General features: G+C 68.5%; 12 protein-coding genes. 2 read left to right on the top strand and 10 right to left on the bottom strand.

The window, feature by feature from the left end:
• Positions 1-207: 207 nt before the first annotated feature.
• Complete coding sequence (locus AC4D14_RS10275; RefSeq protein WP_490901990.1) at positions 208-1524, top strand: M20/M25/M40 family metallo-hydrolase; 1317 nt, start codon at positions 208-210, stop codon at positions 1522-1524.
• Positions 1525-1662: 138 nt separating this feature from the next.
• Here the strand turns inward: AC4D14_RS10275 and AC4D14_RS10270 are convergent, their stop codons facing one another.
• The 3 genes from AC4D14_RS10270 to AC4D14_RS10260 all read right to left on the bottom strand — a co-directional run bounded on the left by AC4D14_RS10270 (position 1663) and on the right by AC4D14_RS10260 (position 5655).
• Positions 1663-2304, bottom strand: coding sequence for a DnaJ family domain-containing protein (locus AC4D14_RS10270; protein WP_490901989.1), 642 nt, complete (start codon positions 2302-2304; stop codon positions 1663-1665).
• A gap of 108 nt (positions 2305-2412) precedes the next feature.
• Positions 2413-4446, bottom strand: coding sequence for a DUF6541 family protein (locus tag AC4D14_RS10265; RefSeq protein WP_490901987.1), 2034 nt, complete (start codon positions 4444-4446; stop codon positions 2413-2415).
• Positions 4447-4461: 15 nt separating this feature from the next.
• The gene (locus tag AC4D14_RS10260) at positions 4462-5655 is read right to left on the bottom strand and encodes a polysaccharide pyruvyl transferase family protein (RefSeq protein WP_490901985.1); all 1194 of its coding nucleotides are present in this window, start codon (positions 5653-5655) and stop codon (positions 4462-4464) included.
• A 189-nt stretch (positions 5656-5844) separates the two neighbouring features.
• Here AC4D14_RS10260 and AC4D14_RS10255 point away from each other — a divergent pair, with 189 nt between their 5' ends.
• Complete coding sequence (locus AC4D14_RS10255; protein WP_490901983.1) at positions 5845-6105, top strand: GlsB/YeaQ/YmgE family stress response membrane protein; 261 nt, start codon at positions 5845-5847, stop codon at positions 6103-6105.
• A gap of 37 nt (positions 6106-6142) precedes the next feature.
• Here AC4D14_RS10255 and AC4D14_RS10250 read toward each other — a convergent pair whose 3' ends face one another.
• From AC4D14_RS10250 to AC4D14_RS10220, 7 genes are read right to left on the bottom strand one after another with little or no spacing between them, the layout of a single operon-like run.
• Positions 6143-7234, bottom strand: a complete 1092-nt coding sequence (locus AC4D14_RS10250) for an exonuclease domain-containing protein (protein WP_490901981.1) — start codon at positions 7232-7234, stop codon at positions 6143-6145.
• Positions 7235-7285: 51 nt separating this feature from the next.
• Positions 7286-8536, bottom strand: coding sequence for an acyl-CoA dehydrogenase family protein (locus AC4D14_RS10245; protein ID WP_490901980.1), 1251 nt, complete (start codon positions 8534-8536; stop codon positions 7286-7288).
• Positions 8537-8588: 52 nt separating this feature from the next.
• On the bottom strand, positions 8589-9977 hold the full coding sequence (locus AC4D14_RS10240) for an LLM class flavin-dependent oxidoreductase (RefSeq protein WP_490901979.1): 1389 nt from the start codon (positions 9975-9977) through the stop codon (positions 8589-8591).
• The gene (locus AC4D14_RS10235) at positions 9974-11692 is read right to left on the bottom strand and encodes a dipeptide ABC transporter ATP-binding protein (protein WP_490901978.1); all 1719 of its coding nucleotides are present in this window, start codon (positions 11690-11692) and stop codon (positions 9974-9976) included. Before AC4D14_RS10235 ends, AC4D14_RS10240 begins: the two co-directional genes overlap by 4 nt.
• A gap of 2 nt (positions 11693-11694) precedes the next feature.
• Positions 11695-12594, bottom strand: a complete 900-nt coding sequence (locus AC4D14_RS10230; protein WP_490901975.1) for an ABC transporter permease — start codon at positions 12592-12594, stop codon at positions 11695-11697.
• A complete protein-coding gene (locus AC4D14_RS10225) occupies positions 12591-13592 on the bottom strand; it encodes an ABC transporter permease (RefSeq protein WP_490901974.1) in 1002 nt (333 codons plus the stop codon). The genes AC4D14_RS10230 and AC4D14_RS10225 overlap by 4 nt, the downstream gene beginning before the upstream one ends.
• A complete protein-coding gene (locus AC4D14_RS10220; RefSeq protein WP_490901973.1) occupies positions 13589-15274 on the bottom strand; it encodes an ABC transporter substrate-binding protein in 1686 nt (561 codons plus the stop codon). Before AC4D14_RS10220 ends, AC4D14_RS10225 begins: the two co-directional genes overlap by 4 nt.
• Between the last annotated feature and the right edge of the window lie 10 nt (positions 15275-15284).

Genomic DNA, 15284 nt, shown 5'->3' with positions numbered 1-15284 from the left:
GTTTCTCTTTCGCTAGTGCCTGCCAGCTGATGCTCATTACCGGGCAGATCTCCGTTGACCTGTGCAGCCACCGCACCGGGACGCCGGTGTAAACAAGTTACACATGTGACTGTTGTGATGCAAAACACTTACAGGGGTGTGTTGTGACCCGCGATACAGTCGTGGTTTAGGCTTTTCCGACCCGATACCGATCTCCCGGAGGAACTGATGGCAGGCATCGATACGGCGGAACTGTGCGCCGCCCTCATCCGCTTTGATACGAGCAATTACGGTGAGGGCAAGAGCGAGGGCGAGCGCGGTGCCGCCGAGTTCATCTCCTCCCTGCTGGTCAATGCCGGGTATGAGCCGCAGCTCCTTGGGCCGACGCCGGAGCGCGCCTCGGTCGTCGTGCGCGTCCCCGGAGCGGACCGCACCCTTCCCGGGATCCTCGTTCACGCGCACCTCGACGTCGTGCCGGCCGAACCGGAGCAGTGGAACCTCGACCCGTTTGCCGGGGAGATCCGTGACGGCTACATCTGGGGCCGGGGCGCAAGCGACATGAAAGACATGGTCGCAATGACCCTGGCCACCCTCCTCCAGTGGGCAGCGGACGGCACGGGCCCGCAGCGCGACGTCGTCGTCGCCTTTGTTGCCGACGAGGAGGACAAGGGCGACTACGGCGCGCTCTGGCTGGTGGCCGAACACCCGGAACTTTTCGCCGGGGTGGGGGCGGCGATCGGCGAGTCGGGCGGAGTGCCGACCTTCCTGACCTCGGAGTCCGGCGAGGAGGTGCGGCTCTACCCGGTGGCGGCCGCCGAGCGCGGCACGATGCACATGCGGATCACCACCACCGGGACCTCCGGCCACGGCTCGCGCCCGAACGCAGACAACGCGGTCACCCACCTGCTCCGGGCACTGCACCGGGTCACCGAGTACGCGTGGCCGATCGTTCTCACTCCCACGGTGCGGGCCTACCTTGAGCAGACGTGTGCAGCCCTGGGCTTTCCAGCCGACCTCACCACCGACGAGGGCGTTGAAGCCGCGGTGGTGCGGATGGGTGACGCGGGTGCCGTGGCGCGGACAACCATCCGGTGCTCGGCCACGCCGACGGTGCTCACCGCCGGGTACAAGGTCAACGTGATTCCGGGAACCGCTTCGGCCGAACTCGACGTCCGCTGCCTGCCGGGCACCGAGGAAGAGACCCTCGCGGTGCTTGACGGCCTGCTGGGCGAGCGGATCACGCGGGTTTTCCTCTCACACCAGGGTCCGGTGCAGGCGCCGGTCGATTCCCCCTGGTTCGATGCGATGCGGGCGGCGCTTCAGCGGCACGACCCTACCGCCGTCGTTGTTCCGCGGTGCATGGGCGGCGGAACCGACGCGAAGGCATTCACTCCACTGGGCATCGCCTGCTACGGCTTCTCGCCGCAGGGCGCCGACCCTGAGGGCAGGACGCCGGACGGCGTGCACGGCATCAACGAGCGGGTGCCGGTCCACGGGGTGGTCACCGGGCAGCGGATCCTGCAGGACTTCCTCAGCAGCGTCTGAGGCGTTGCTTCGATTCCGGCCACTCCTGCCCTCCGACCAGCCCCCGTCGGTGGGCATATCCGGATATGCCCACCGACCGATCACAGCCAGTGGGCAGAAGTGGCCGGGCAAGCCCCTTCGAGCCGGCCAGGAAGCCGCTTAGCCCGTTCCCTTCCACACCCGCTGCCACCAGGAGCGCTTGTCCTGCGCCGGGGGCTCTTCCGGCGGGGCTTCGGCCGCCTTGGCCGTGCGGCATTCGCGCCAGCGCTGCACCTCGCCGTCGACGTCACGGGTCTTCGTGATCACCGGCGGTCCCCCGAGGAGCTGCCGGCGGGCGTCGATCACGCGGGTGTTGAAGTCCTCGACGAGGTCGCGGACCTGCTTCTCGGTGTAGAGACGGTCAAGGCGGCCGTCGAGTTCGGCATCCTCGGTCCGCAGCAGGATCGCCTTCGGCCCGAGCCCGGTGAGGTTCTCGCGCTGAATCAGGCCCTTGACCCACCAGTCGGGGTCATGGGCCTCCCCCAGCCCCGGAATCGGCTTACCCGCGTACTCCAGGTTGTCCCAGTCGCCGCGGGCCATGGCCTCGCGCACGAGGTAGTCGGCGCGGGCGGCGCCGTCCTTGCGGCGCGCCCGGCGGGCGAGCGCCTCATCGTCGGAGACCGGGCGGCCCCGCTCGTCCTCCGCCTCGGCCTTGCGCAGCTGGGCGAGGTACGCCTCGGGGTCCCCAGATTCGCGGGCCGCGCGGTATTCGGCCACGCGCTGCATCCTGCGCTCATATTCGCGGGCTGCCCTGCTGTCCATCGGCGGTCACCGTCTTCCGTGCACCGGAGGCTCGACAATTTGCCCTATCAAGTATTCCGAGTGCCGCGGGCACGGGCAACCTGGGCGGCCCGCGCCGGTTGCCGGCACCTAGGCGCAGGCGGTGATTTCGAAGAGCGTCCGGGTCTCGTCGGAGTGGACGGGCCGGAATCCGGTGCCGGTCGGTACGTCGTAGAACCCGGGCCAGTCCTCAAGGCTCGTACTGCCATGGGATCCGCCCGGCTGGTCCTGGTAGAAGTGCGTCGCCCCGACCTCCCGGATGGCCGCGCAGACGGCCTCATCCTCGTGAAGCCGGTTGAACTCCGTGCGCAGGAGCGCCTTCGCGGCGCTCGTCCCTGCCGCCGAACCCAGCTGCGGGTACACCACCTGCCGGCCCGCTAGCGCATAGAAGAAGGTTTCGCCATTGAACGGGTCGCCGATCACGACGGCGTCCTCGGGAATCAGCGCGCCCGCCCGGGTAATGAACTCCTGCTCCCCGCGCGACAGGTTGCCGATGCCGGGCTGCTCCGCGGCGGTGTAGTTCTGGGCGGCAACCGCCGTGCGGTCGGCCGAGCGGAAGCTCGAGGAGCCGAAATACACAGCGGCGACGACGACCACGGCGACGAAGGCGGTCACCGTAATTTCCCTCCGGTTTGGCGCGGCACCCTTCGGCGGCGCACTTTTCCGCTGCAGCCAGGCCCGGGACACCGCCGCAGCAACCGCCCTTGCGATCAGGGCCACCGCCAGTGCCGCGAGAATGCTGCCGGTCATCGCAATGAAGGGAGCAATCCGCTGCGTGTCCTTGTACCAGACGCCCGTCAGCCACCGCAGCGGGTTCTCCGGGCCCGCGGCAAGCACGTAGAGCGCCACGAAGATCAGCCAGGCAAGGGCCAGCGGCCACCCCCTGCGGAAGACAACCGCCGCGAGCGCCCCGAGGATCGCCAGCACGCCGACGGCAAGATTGAAGTTCTCCGGCGTCGGCGGCACGAGCGCCGGGAACCGGGGCAGATCGAAGAAGGCGAGGGCAAGCGAGTCGGGGACCTCGGCCCGGACCGCCCGCGGGTACGCCAGCACCCGGGCAAGAACCCGGGAGGAACCCAGCAGGAGGCCGCCGGCAATTACGACGACGACTCCCGCGCCCGTGGCGGCAAGCGTCCGCCGCCGGTTGCCTCGGAGCGCCCGCAGGTACAGCGGGCCTCCGGCGGCTAGGGCAAAAGGAAGGGCTGCTGCGGCAAGTGCGAAGACAACACTCGGGTGGGCCGCGGCGCATCCCGCCACCACGGCGCCCGCGATCAGGACGAGCAGCAGAACCTCCCTCCGGCTCCGCGGCTCAGCACCGGCCGTCCGGCGAAAGAGCAGCAGAATAACCGCGAGGGCGGCCGGAGCAAGCGCCGTTGCCAGCCCGTTGGGCCACTGGCCGCTGCGCAGCAGCTGGGAGAACGGGTAGCTGACGAAGGAAGCGGCAAGGACCGGGGTGAGCGCCCACGCCGCCGGGACGCGCGGCAGCACCACCGAGGCGAGGAACGCCAGTCCAACCGGCCAGAGAATCCCGCCGATCACGAGCGCCGAGGCATTCGCTGCTTCAACGAGATTCCCGGGATACAGGGCAACGAGGCTGTGCCAGCCTGCTGGGTAAAAGGTCGGCCGTCCGCCGCCGAAGATGGGTGTGAGGCTCAAGGGGGTTGCCTCGCCGGTGTCACGAATCCATTGGAGGGCATTGGAGTGGAAGATCGGGTCCCAGCCCTGTGAGGCTGTTCCGATGCCGCCCATTCCCCGCAGGAGGGCGAGGGTGGTCAGCCCGGAACCGACAACGATCCCGGCCCCGACTGCGAAACCGGTGGCCGCCGTCGTGCGTTGAAGCAGCGGCTGGTCGAGCCGCACCCACCGCCCCGCCACCCATGCTGCGGCCACGCAGACGGCAACGAAGACCCCCGCCGTGGCTGCGGTCCACGGTATGCCGGCCGCGGCAAGGATCAGGGTGCCGAGGGTGAGCAGAAGGACTGTGACCGCGGGCCCGAGTGCAAGCGCCGATGGCCAGCCGATCCGCAGCGGAAGCAGGGCCAGCGTGCCTGGAAGGTAGAACGCGAGGAGGAGGAAAAGGACCAGCTGGCCCAGGTGGGGGAGATCAGGCAGTGAGGCAGGCACGCGGAGGGACGGGCTTTAGCGTGCCACCTTGTTCCGGAAGGTCGCACCCAGCACTCCCCCGAGGAAGCGGGCCCCTCCGGGAGTCGACGCCGGGTTGCCTGCCGCAGCGGGATAGATCCGCTGGGCTTCGGCGGCCTTCTCGGCCACCAGCTCGGGCAGATTGTAGCCAAGGTATCCGCGCTCGTCGGGCATCGCGGGAGCCTCCGCGTCGAGCGTGAGGTTCCACCCGCTGCCCAGCGCCGTCAGTGACTGGTGCTTGATGTCGTAGTAGCCCTCCTTCATGCCGACTGCGATGCCGCGGGCGCCCGCGGCCGCGGCGAGGAGGTGGAAGTGGAAGCGGCTTGTGACCCAGGTCTGGTTGACCGACAGCGGAAGTCCGTGGACCCAGATGTGGGAGAACGGAAGGAAATGCTCCTCGGGGATCAGGTCGGCGAGGTGGTCGTACGCGGCACGGTCGGTTCCGGGAATCGCCTCGAGGTAGTAGACCTCGCGTCCTTCTCCGAGCGCCTGCTTGACTTCACGCCGGGCGACCTCGACGGCGGCGTCGAACCGCTCGGGGTCGACTGTGTCGTTCTGGATGCAGACGTAGAGGCCGTCGGCGTCGCCGGTCCGTTCGATTTCGGCTGTGACGCCCAGGAAGGCGTCGTCGAGGCCGCGCGGGATCCCGTAGGCGGCCGCGCCGGCGTCGTCGCGGGCCGTGGCGGAGGTGAATCCATCGAACATTCCAGCATCGAGGGTGCTCTCGCTGAAGACGGGCAGCAGGCCCTGTCCGGTGGCGTAGAGCCGCGCGCCGGTCACTTCACGGACAGCGCGCATCGCGTGGATGAGTCCGGCGTGGTGCGGCCAGACGTCATTGAGGAATCCGCCGCCGATGAGGTGGAGGGACTCCGCCTCGCGCAGCTTGAGCAGGCCCATGTCATAGTTCGGCGAGCCCAAACCGGTGACACGGGCCGTGATGATCTCAGCCGCCTCTTCGGCCGGCCGGTTTTCGTTCTCGTGGGCGAGCCGCCACAGAGTGTTCGTGATGCGGAGCTTGGGGTGCAGACCGGCGAAAAGCACCTGCGCGGTGCCGGGCTGGGGGCAGTCGAGCCAGACTTCGTCGTCGGGCCGGGCTGTGGCCAGGTATTTGAGCCAGGACGCGGCAATAAACTCATCACCGAAATTAGGGTGACCAGACGGACCGATGAGGTAGATGAGACCCGATTGCATGGGAAGAAGCATAACGTAAGCATTCGCCGCAGCCGCCCGGCCACACCCCGGTGTTCCCAGTTCCGGCCCTGCCTGTCAACCCAACTCTTGGGGTGTGGCTGCTGCCTACCGGTCAGTAGGATCGAATGACTGCTCTGCCGCAGCCACCCTGAGCGCGGACACCGAGCAACACCCCAATAGGAGAACACCATGATTGGATTCATCATTGCCGGGCTCATCATTGGAGCCCTCGCCCGCCTCGTAAAGCCGGGCAAGCAGCACCTCGGCCTTCTCGCCACCCTGCTGCTGGGCCTTGTCGGCTCGATCATCGGCGGGAGCATCGCAAGTTTCATTGGCACGGGAAGCATCTTCGAACTCAACGTCTTCGGCTTCATCGTCTCCGTCATCGCCGCCGTCCTGCTCATCGGCGTTGCAGAGAGCATGTCCGGCCGCCGCAGGGTCACGCGCTAAGGACACCTCCGCGGCGTGGGCAGCGGAGGTGCGGCCGTTACCGCGTGCGCCGAAAGCTTCCCAGCAGTTTCAGGATGCCGGCGGTGACGAACTCAAGCGGCGCGCTCTCCGCACCGGCCGCGGGCGTCTCAATTGCCGACTGCACGGCGGGGGCCGCCACGGCCGCCGGCCGCGCTGCTGGTGCCTTCGGTGCAGCCGGTCGAACGGGCCCGGCGCTTGTCGCAGGAGCCAGCCACCCGAGAAGCTGCTTCTCGCTGACGGCCCGAATCGACTGGCCCGCCTCGATGTACTGAAGCGCCTTGCGTTCCTTGCCGCTGTCGGAGCTGATGGCAACCCGGGCGGTCTGAGGGTCCTGCCGCCCAATCACGAGCATCGTTGTCTTCTTCGTGATGTTCTTGGCGTTGGCCGCCCCGCGCTCGGCGATCTGAGCCATGGCATCGGGGCGGTCGACGGTCAGGAGCTCTCCGGTGAAGACCACAACCTGGCCGAACAACGGATGCGTGGGATCGGCGTCGGGGTTCGGCTGGGGAAGCTCCGCGAGCACGGGCTCACGGCGGTAGCGGTGCGAGCCCGTGGACTTCGGCGCCCTGGCCGGCCACAGCAGGTCGAGGGTGTGCAGCCCGTCCCTACGGGCGATGGCCAGCACGGCGTTGGCGCACGTCTCGGCGTCGCTGCCGGCGTCATGGTGGTTGAAGCTGCCCAGCCCCAGCGCTTCCGCCACCTGCGGCAGCCGGTTCACCTCGAGGTCCAGCCTGCGCCGCGCCAGGTCAAGCGAGCAGTGGAACTGGACGTCGGGCACCTCGAGACCCGTTTCCGCGCAGGCACCCCGGAACACCGAGCGGTCGAACGAAGCGTTGTGCGCAACGAGCACATCAGAGCCCAGGAAGCTCAGTATCCGCTCCAGCGACGTTTCCCATGAGTCGGCCCCGGTAACGTCCTTCGGTCGGATTCCATGAACCGAGATGTTCCTCGGATCGAAGTTCCCGGTCCCGGCCGGGGGCCGAACAAGCCAGCTGAGTGACTCGGTGACCACCCCGGCCCGGACCTTGGTGAGCCCGACGGCGCACACGGACCCGCGCTTGCTGTTGGCCGTCTCGAAATCGATCGCCGTGAAGTTAAGGCTTTGCACTCGTCCCCTTGAGCTCGTACGTGCGGAACCTCGCACGAAGCCCAGAAGAGCCTATACCGCCTTACCCTTCCCGAGGGAACGGTCCGCTGCCTCCCCCGACCGCCACAGGAACTCGGGCACTGTTCCGTTGATCTCCCAGTCGCCGACGATCCGCGCCTTGTAGATCACGGGGTTGTGGGAGGAGATGGTTCGAGCGTTGCGCCAGTGGCGGTCCAGCTGGAGGCCCTTCCGCGTGGAGGAGGCTCCGAGTGCGTTGAAGATCGTCGTCGCGGCGCGCTGCACCTGCTCGGTGACGACGATCTGCGCCTGCGAGGAAGCGAACTCCACGGCGACTGCGGCGGCGTCCGCCTCCTCGGGCGGGAGGCTCCCATGCGCTTCGTAGGCCTCCTGCACCAGCTCGGCCACCCGCAGCGCAGCAGCCTCGGACGCGAACGCGAGCGCCGAGACTTCCCCCACAACTTGCTGCACCTGGATGTCTTCGCTGGGTCGTGTGCCGTTGCCGTGGCTGAAGGTGCGGGTCCGGCCGCGCACCTCGGAAGCGACGTCGCGGACGGCCGCGCGGGCGATACCGGCGAGCGTCGCAACGTGGATGAGCTGGTAGACGCCCGTGTTGTACGGCGGGTGCTCGGTTTCGGTGATCACGTCGGCGGCGGGCACGACGACGTCGCGGAAGACCGAGGTGCCGCTCGCCGTCAGGCGCTGCCCGAACCCGTCCCAGTCGTCGATCACTTCGACGCCGGGGGCATCGCGCCGCACCAGGGCGATCACGTCGACCCCGTCGGGCGTGCGCGCACCGGTCTGGATCCAGTCGGCGTAAAGGCTCCCCGTTGTGTAGTACTTGGTTCCATTGACCCGGTAGTTCTCGCCGTCGCGCGTGATCGTGGTGCTCACGCCGCCGACGGCCACCGGCCCGGTCTCGGTCCACGCGTTGCCGAGCACCGCCCCGCCGGCGACCCGCCGCAGCCACCCGGCGTCGTCCGCGTACAGCCGGTCCTCGACGAACGCGACGTGGCAGCGCAGGGCCTGGGCGAGGTTCGACTCCGCCGCGGCGAGCTCGATCAGCAGCCGGAAGAACTGAGGTGCTGAAACTCCTCCGCCGCCGTATTTGACCGGGACCCGCAGCGACGTGAACCCGGTGTCCGCGAGCTGGCGCACCTGGCGGTGCAGGAGGATGCGGTCGGTTTCCCGCTCGGCCGCCCCGGCGGCGATCTCCTCGAAGAGGGGACGGAAGCGGGCGGCCAGGGCGGCGTAGGTGCCGGAGGCGGCACTCGTTCGTGTGGCGTGAAGTGTTTCGGTGGTCATCGGCTGACTCCTTGGAAGATCGTCGTTGTCAAAGTTGTTGTTGCAGGGGTGGTCACGCGCCGGCCCCCTGCTTCGATAGGGCGCTGCGGTACGCGGAGCCGGGATGGGTGGGCGGCAGCAGCGGCCCGTTGCCGGGGAACAGCCGCTCGCGCAGTGTGGGTTCGGCGTAGGACCTGCGGTAGCGGCCGCGCTTCTGCAGTTCCGGCACCAGCAGCTCAACGATGTCGGTGAAGGTTCCGGGTGAGAGGAACTGCACGATGTTGAAGCCGTCCACATCGGTGAGGTCAACGATCTCCTCGATCCGGTCGGCCACTTGTTCGGGCGTTCCTGCGATGAAGAAGTCGCTCCTGCGCGGGTCGGAGAAGGTGTCGATGATCTCGTACGCTTTCTTCCGGTTGGGCCCGGTGGTGAACTCGGCTTCGAAGGACTGTGAGTGGTCGCGGCCCACGTACTCGAGGTAGGCCTCCGTCTCGGCGGATTTAAGGTCGATGCCCGATCCCCCACCGAAGTGAACGAGGTGCCCGACGACGTCGCGCAGCCGCACCACCTCCTCGACCTTCCGGGCCACCTCCGCCTCGGTCTCGCCGAGCACGATGTTCAGCGAAGTCAGGACCTTCACGGCGCCGCGTCCGCGGCCAGCGGCTTCGGCGCGGGTCCGCAGGTCGGCGACGTCGTCGGCCACCCGTGCAACTGTCTGTGAACTGACGAAGACGGCTTCGGCGTGCCGTGCGGCGAAGTCCTTCCCGCGGCCCGAAGAGCCCGCCTGGTAGATCACCGGCGTCCGCTGCAGGGACGGCTCGGACAGGTGCGGGCCGTCGACTGTGAAGTACTTCCCGGAGTGCCCGATCTCGCGCACTCCGGCCGGCTCGGTGTAGACGCCGCGGGCGCGGTCGCGCACGAGGGCGTCGGCGTCCCAAGAGCCTTCCCAGAGCTTGTAGGAGACCTCGAGGTATTCCTCGGCGATGTCGTACCGGTCGTCGTGCCGGATGTGGGCGGGGAGCCCGAAGTTCCGTGCGGCGTCGGGCAGGTACCCGGTGACGACGTTCCAGGCGACGCGTCCCTTGGTGAGGTGGTCGAGGGTGCTGAAGCGCCGGGCATTGCCGAAGGGCGGCTCGTACGTCGTCGAGAACGTCACGGCGAACCCGAGGTGGGATGTCACAGCGGCCATGGCGGGCACGAGCAGGAACGGGTCGTTGTTGGGCACCTGAAGTCCGCGTTCGACGGCGGGAGCGCGGCTCCCGCCGTACACGTCGTAGGTGCCCACCACGTCCGCGAGGAAGACGGCATCGAACAGCCCACGCTCCAGGAGCTTCGCGGTGTCGGTCCAGTACTCGATGTCGGTGTACTCGTGGCGCCGGTTCTCCGGGTGCCGCCACAGGCCGTGGTTGATATGACTGACGGTGTTCATTTCGAACCCGTTGAAGTGGATTTCGCGGCTCATGCTGCACCCCCTGCCCGCGACGCCGCGGGGGCTGCGCGGTCGGGCAGATCGGGGACGGCGGCCAGCAGGGCCCGCGCGTACTCCGTTGTGGGTCCTGCGAACAACGACGCCGCGGTCCCGGACTCAACCACGCGGCCGTCCTTGAGGACGAGGACGTCGTCGCTCACGTGGTGGATGACGCCGAGGTCGTGACTGATGAAGAGGTAGCTGAGCGCGAGCTGTTCCTGCAGGTCCGCCAGGAGGTCGAGCACCTGAGCCTGGATGGAGACGTCGAGGGCCGACACCGGTTCATCGAGCAGCAGCACGCGGGGCTGTAGTGCGAGGGCCCGGGCGATCGCGACGCGCTGGCGCTGCCCGCCGGAGAGCGTGAGCGGGCTGCGGTGGATGAGATCCAGCGGCAGTCCCACCTGACCGAGCAGTTCGGCCGCACGCTCGGTGCGCTCCCCCGGCGTCCCGACCGAGCCCGCGTCGAGGGCGTCGGTGATCACGCGCTCCACGCTGAACCGCGGGTCGAATGAACTCAGCGGGTCCTGGTTCACCAGCTGGATGTCGGGCCGGTGCGGGCGCCGAAGGGCTTCGGTGACGATCCCGCTTCCGCCGGGGTGGCCCACCCACGGCAGACCGCCCAGGGTGACGGTTCCGGCGTCGGGCTCGGTCAGCCCCAGCGCGATGCGCGCAGTTGTCGACTTGCCCGACCCGGATTCGCCGACGATGCCAAGGGTCTTACCCGCCGGAAGGGTAAAGGACACGTCGTCGACGACGGTGCGCCGGTCCCCGCCCGGTGAGGCGTAGGTCTTGACAAGGTTGCGGGCCTCGAGTGCCGGAGCGTTCGGGGAGACCGCCGAGTGCCGGGGCGGACGCGCGGTGACCGTCACGCGCGGCACCGAGGACAACCGGGTCCCCTTCGCGGCCGCCGAAGGGACGGCGTCGATGAGCTGGCGCGTGTATTCATGCCGCGGGTTGCTGAGGACCTCCGACGCACGGCCCGACTCGACGATCCGCCCGTGCTGCATGACGGCGATCTCGTCGGCGAGGTGGCTGACGACGGCGAGGTCGTGCGAGATGAAGATCAGGCCCCTGCCCTGCTCCTTGAGCCCTGCCAGCAGCTCGAGGATCTGCGCCTGGACCGTTGCATCAAGCGCCGTCGTGGGCTCATCGGCGATGACGAGCCGGGGGTTCAGCACTGTCGCCTGGGCGATGAGGGCCCGCTGTCGCAGGCCGCCCGAGAGCTCACCCGAGCGCTGCCGCGCGCGGACCTCGGGATCCGGAATGCCCGCGCCTCGCAGGGCGGCATGAACCCGCTCCTGACGTTCGGCCATGCCGCGGACGCCGTGGGCCTGCAGCGCCTCGTCGATCTCCTGGCCCACCGTGCGGAGGGGGTCGAGGGAGACGAGGGCGTCCTGCAGGACGTAGCCGATGTCCTTGCCGCGCAGCCCGCGCCACTGCCGCTCGGAGAGGCGGGCGGCGTCGCGGCCGAGGACCTCGAGGCGGCCGGCCGAAACCCGCGCATTTGAGGCGTTGAGGCCGACGAGCGTGCGTGCCGTGACTGTCTTGCCGGAGCCCGACTCGCCGACGAGGGCGAGCGCCTGTCCCGGCGCCAGGGCAAGGGAAACGTCCTTGACGACGTCGACCGTCCCGCGCGGGGTGGCAAAGGAGACATTGAGGTTGTCGATGGCGAGGAGCGGCTGCTGGGTTGGGGTTGGGGAATTCGACATGCTCAGACCTCTGCTTCGAGTCGGCGCTGCAGGTGGTGGCCCACAACGGTTGTGGTGAGTGCGGCGAGGGTGATGAAGATGCCCGGGAAGGCTGCGATCCACCAGGCAACCTGGAGGTAGTTGCGGCCGTCGGCGAGCATCGCACCCCATTCGGCGGCGGGTGGCTGGGCACCGAGGCCGAGGAAGCTGAGCGACGACGCCCAGACGATGGCCTGGCCGATGCCGAGGGTCACGAGCACGAACAGCGGACGCGCCACGTTGGGGACGATCGTGTGCCACAGGATGTGCGAGCGGGACCGGCCGAGGGAAAGGGCTGTCTCAACGTAGGGGGCGGCCACCACCTGGAGGGTCTGGGTGCGCAGCATCCGCGCATAGCCGGGGGCGGTGCCGATGCCGACGGCGAGGGCCGCCGTCACGACCCCGGTTCCCGACACGGCGATCACGATCAGGGCCAGGAGCAGGCCCGGGAAGGCGAAAAGCACTTCGACGAAGCGGCAGATCGCCGAGTCGAGCCATTTGCCGGAGACGCCGGCGGTGATGCCGAGCGCACCGCCAAGGATCAGCCCGATCGCCGTGGCGGCGAGGCCGAGCAGCAGGGACTGACCGGTGCCGGCGATCACCCGGGAGAAGACGTCGCGGCCGTTCTGGTCGGTCCCGAAGACGTGGGATCCGTTCGGGGACTGGAAGGCGTTGGCGGGGTCGATCGCGAAGGGATCCTGCCGCAGGAACACCGACGGCGCGACGGCGGCAAGCACGAGGAAGGCCAGCAGTGCGGCGGCGATCCAGACGCCGATGGGTGTGCCGCGCACGAGGCGCGCCGTGCGCGAGCGGCCGGAGGCGGCGGGTGCGGTAGCGCCGGAGCCGGTGCCCGCCGTCGTTGTGGGGTCGAGGGTGAGGCTCATGCTGTGAATCCCTTCGGGTTCGTGCGGGGGTCGACTACGCGGTAGAGGAGGTCCACCACGAGGTTCACGAGGATGTAAACGGCGGCGATGATGAACACCACGGCGAGGGTGACGGGCAGGTCCCGGTTCACGATGGCGTCAACGAGCGACCGGCCGAGCCCGGGGCGGGCGAAGATGATCTCGGCGACGACGGCGGAGCTCACGAGCGAGCCGACCGCCCAGGCTGAGAGGGTGAGGCCGGGAAGGATCGCGTGCCGCAGGGCGTGGGTGATCCGGACGGCGGCATCGCTGAGGCCGCGCGCCCTTGCGCTCAGGATGAACGGCTGGGCGAGGGCGTCTTCGAACGAGGACCGGGTCACCTGGGCGATGAACCCGGCGAGGGGAACCGCCAGTGAAAGCGCCGGCAGCACCAGTGAGCGGAACCCGTCGTTGCCCGCCACGGGGAACCAGCCGAGGATGACGGCGAAGACAACGGCGAGCATGATGCCTACCCAGAACTGGGGCAGCGAGGCGAAGAACACCTCGACGGCGCGGCCCACGCCGTCGAGCGTGCGCCCCCGGCCCACCGTCAGGAGGGTGAAGGCGAGGGCGATGGCCCACGCGAAGGCCAGGGCGAGGCCCGCCAATTGCAGCGTGGGAAGGATCTGCGGGCCGATGATTTCGAGCACCGGAACCTTGAAGATGTACGACACCCCGAAGTTGCCGGTGAGGAGCCCGCCAAGGTAGCTGAAGTACTGAACGAGGACGGGCTGGTCGAGCCCGTACTCGGCCTTCACGGCGGCGACCGTTTCCGGTGACGGCGACGAGCCCGCGCCGCCGAGGATCGCCGTGATCGGGTCTCCCGGGGTGAGGCGGAGGACGAAGAAGGTGAGGGTGACGGCGGCCCAGAGGACGAAGAGGCTTCCGGCGGCCCGTTTGAGGACGACGCTGCCGGCCGTACCGGCCGTCGCCGTCGTGCGTGGTGCTGCGCTGAGGGGTTCGAGGGAGGAGGTGCTCATTCGGAATCGACCGCCGTGACGTCGTAGAGGTAGGGAAGGGAGAGGCTCGGTTCGAGGGTGAGCGAGGTGAAGCGGTCGCTACGGAGCGCCACCTGGCTTGCCTGGTTGTAGAGCGGGAGCTGGAGGGCGTTGTCGCTGATGATCCGCTGCGCCTCGTAGTAGAGGTCCTTGCGCACGTCCGGGTCGTCCGTGGCGAGGGCGTCGTTGAGGATCGCGTCGAGTTCCGGATTGCGGAAGCCCGACCCGTTCGGCACGAAGCCCGCCGACTCGGTGTACTCGGAGGAGAACACGATGCGCAGGACGTCGGCCGTGTTGGTGTTCCAGTAGTCGGCCCGGAGGTCGTAGTCGAAGTTGTTGCCGAGTTCGCTGACGCTCGCGCCGTCGCCGTTCTCGATCAGCACCTCGAATCCGGCCTTCTTCGCGGTTGCCTGGATCTGGGTGACGAGGGCCTGGTGTGCGGTGGGCCAGGCGCCGGGCGTGTAGGGGAAGTGGACACTCAGGCGCTGGCCGTCCTTCACGCGGTAGCCCTCGTCGTCGCGCCCGGTCCAGCCTGCCTCGTCGAGCAGGCGGGCCGCTTCGTCGGGGTCGGGATCGTAGACGTTCTCGAAGTCCGGGGAGTAGAAGCCCGTTGTGGAACTGAGCGGTCCCCCGGCGCGGGTCACCGTGCCGAAGTAGACGCTGCGGATGCCGGCATCGACGTAGGTGCTGAGAAGGAAGGCCCTGCGCACGTTGAGGTCGTCGAAAGGCGCCCGGGTGGTGTTGAGCATGAGGTTCGTCGGATTGCCGGGGCGGTCCTGGAGGATCAGTTCGACGTTTGAGTCGGCCTCAGCCTCGTCGAAGTGGACTGACGGCATGAGGTCGAGGGCGTCAACCTGGCCGGCGCGCAGGAGACCGTAGCGGGTCGAGTCCTCGGGGACAATCCGCCATTCAATCTTTTCGATGTGCGCCGGCCCCTGATGCTGCGCGTAGGGCGGCGCCGAGTTGTAGTTCTCGTTGCGGACGAGGCTGACCTTGGACTGCGGAACGTAATCGACGATCCGGTACGGGCCCGTGCCCACCGGGGCGTTGCAGTTCTCGGCCTGCGGGCGTTTGAGCGCCTCGGGCGACTCGATGCCGAGGAACGGCTGGGCGAGCACTTCGAGGAAGGCCGCATAGGGGCGGTTGAGGGTGACGACCGCCGTGGTGTCGTCGACGACCTCCGTGCCGACGTAGGGCTTGAGGTAGCCGCCGGCGGTGCCCGACTGCGTATCGGGATCGACCATGTGGTCGAGGTTGGCCTTGACCGCCTCTGCTGTGAGCTTCGTGCCGTCGGTGAAGTAGACGTCGTCGCGCACGGTGAAGGTGTAGGTGAGGCCGTCGTCCGAGACCGACCAGTTCGTGGCAAGCCACGGGTGGATGGTGCCCTCGCTGTCCTGGGACACCAGGGAGTCGAGGTAGTTCGCCGCGATTGAGGCCTGAGGCATATCGCCGTTGACGTGGGGATCGAGGCAGGAGATGTCCTTGCCGGTGGCGAAGACGAAGGTGTCGTCCTCGCTTGCCGCCGCCGATCCTCCGCAGCCGCTTGTGGTGAGGATGAGACCCGTGGCTGCTGCGAGCAGGGAGAGGGTGCGGAGGGTCTTCGGCGAGTCGGGGGTGCTGAAGGTGGTGGGTTTGCTGAAAGTGCGGTGGCTTGCTGTTGTCACGCTGGGCTCC

Source organism: Arthrobacter sp. TJ-254 (assembly GCF_058269175.1).
This window is presented reverse-complemented; position numbering and strand designations above follow the sequence as displayed.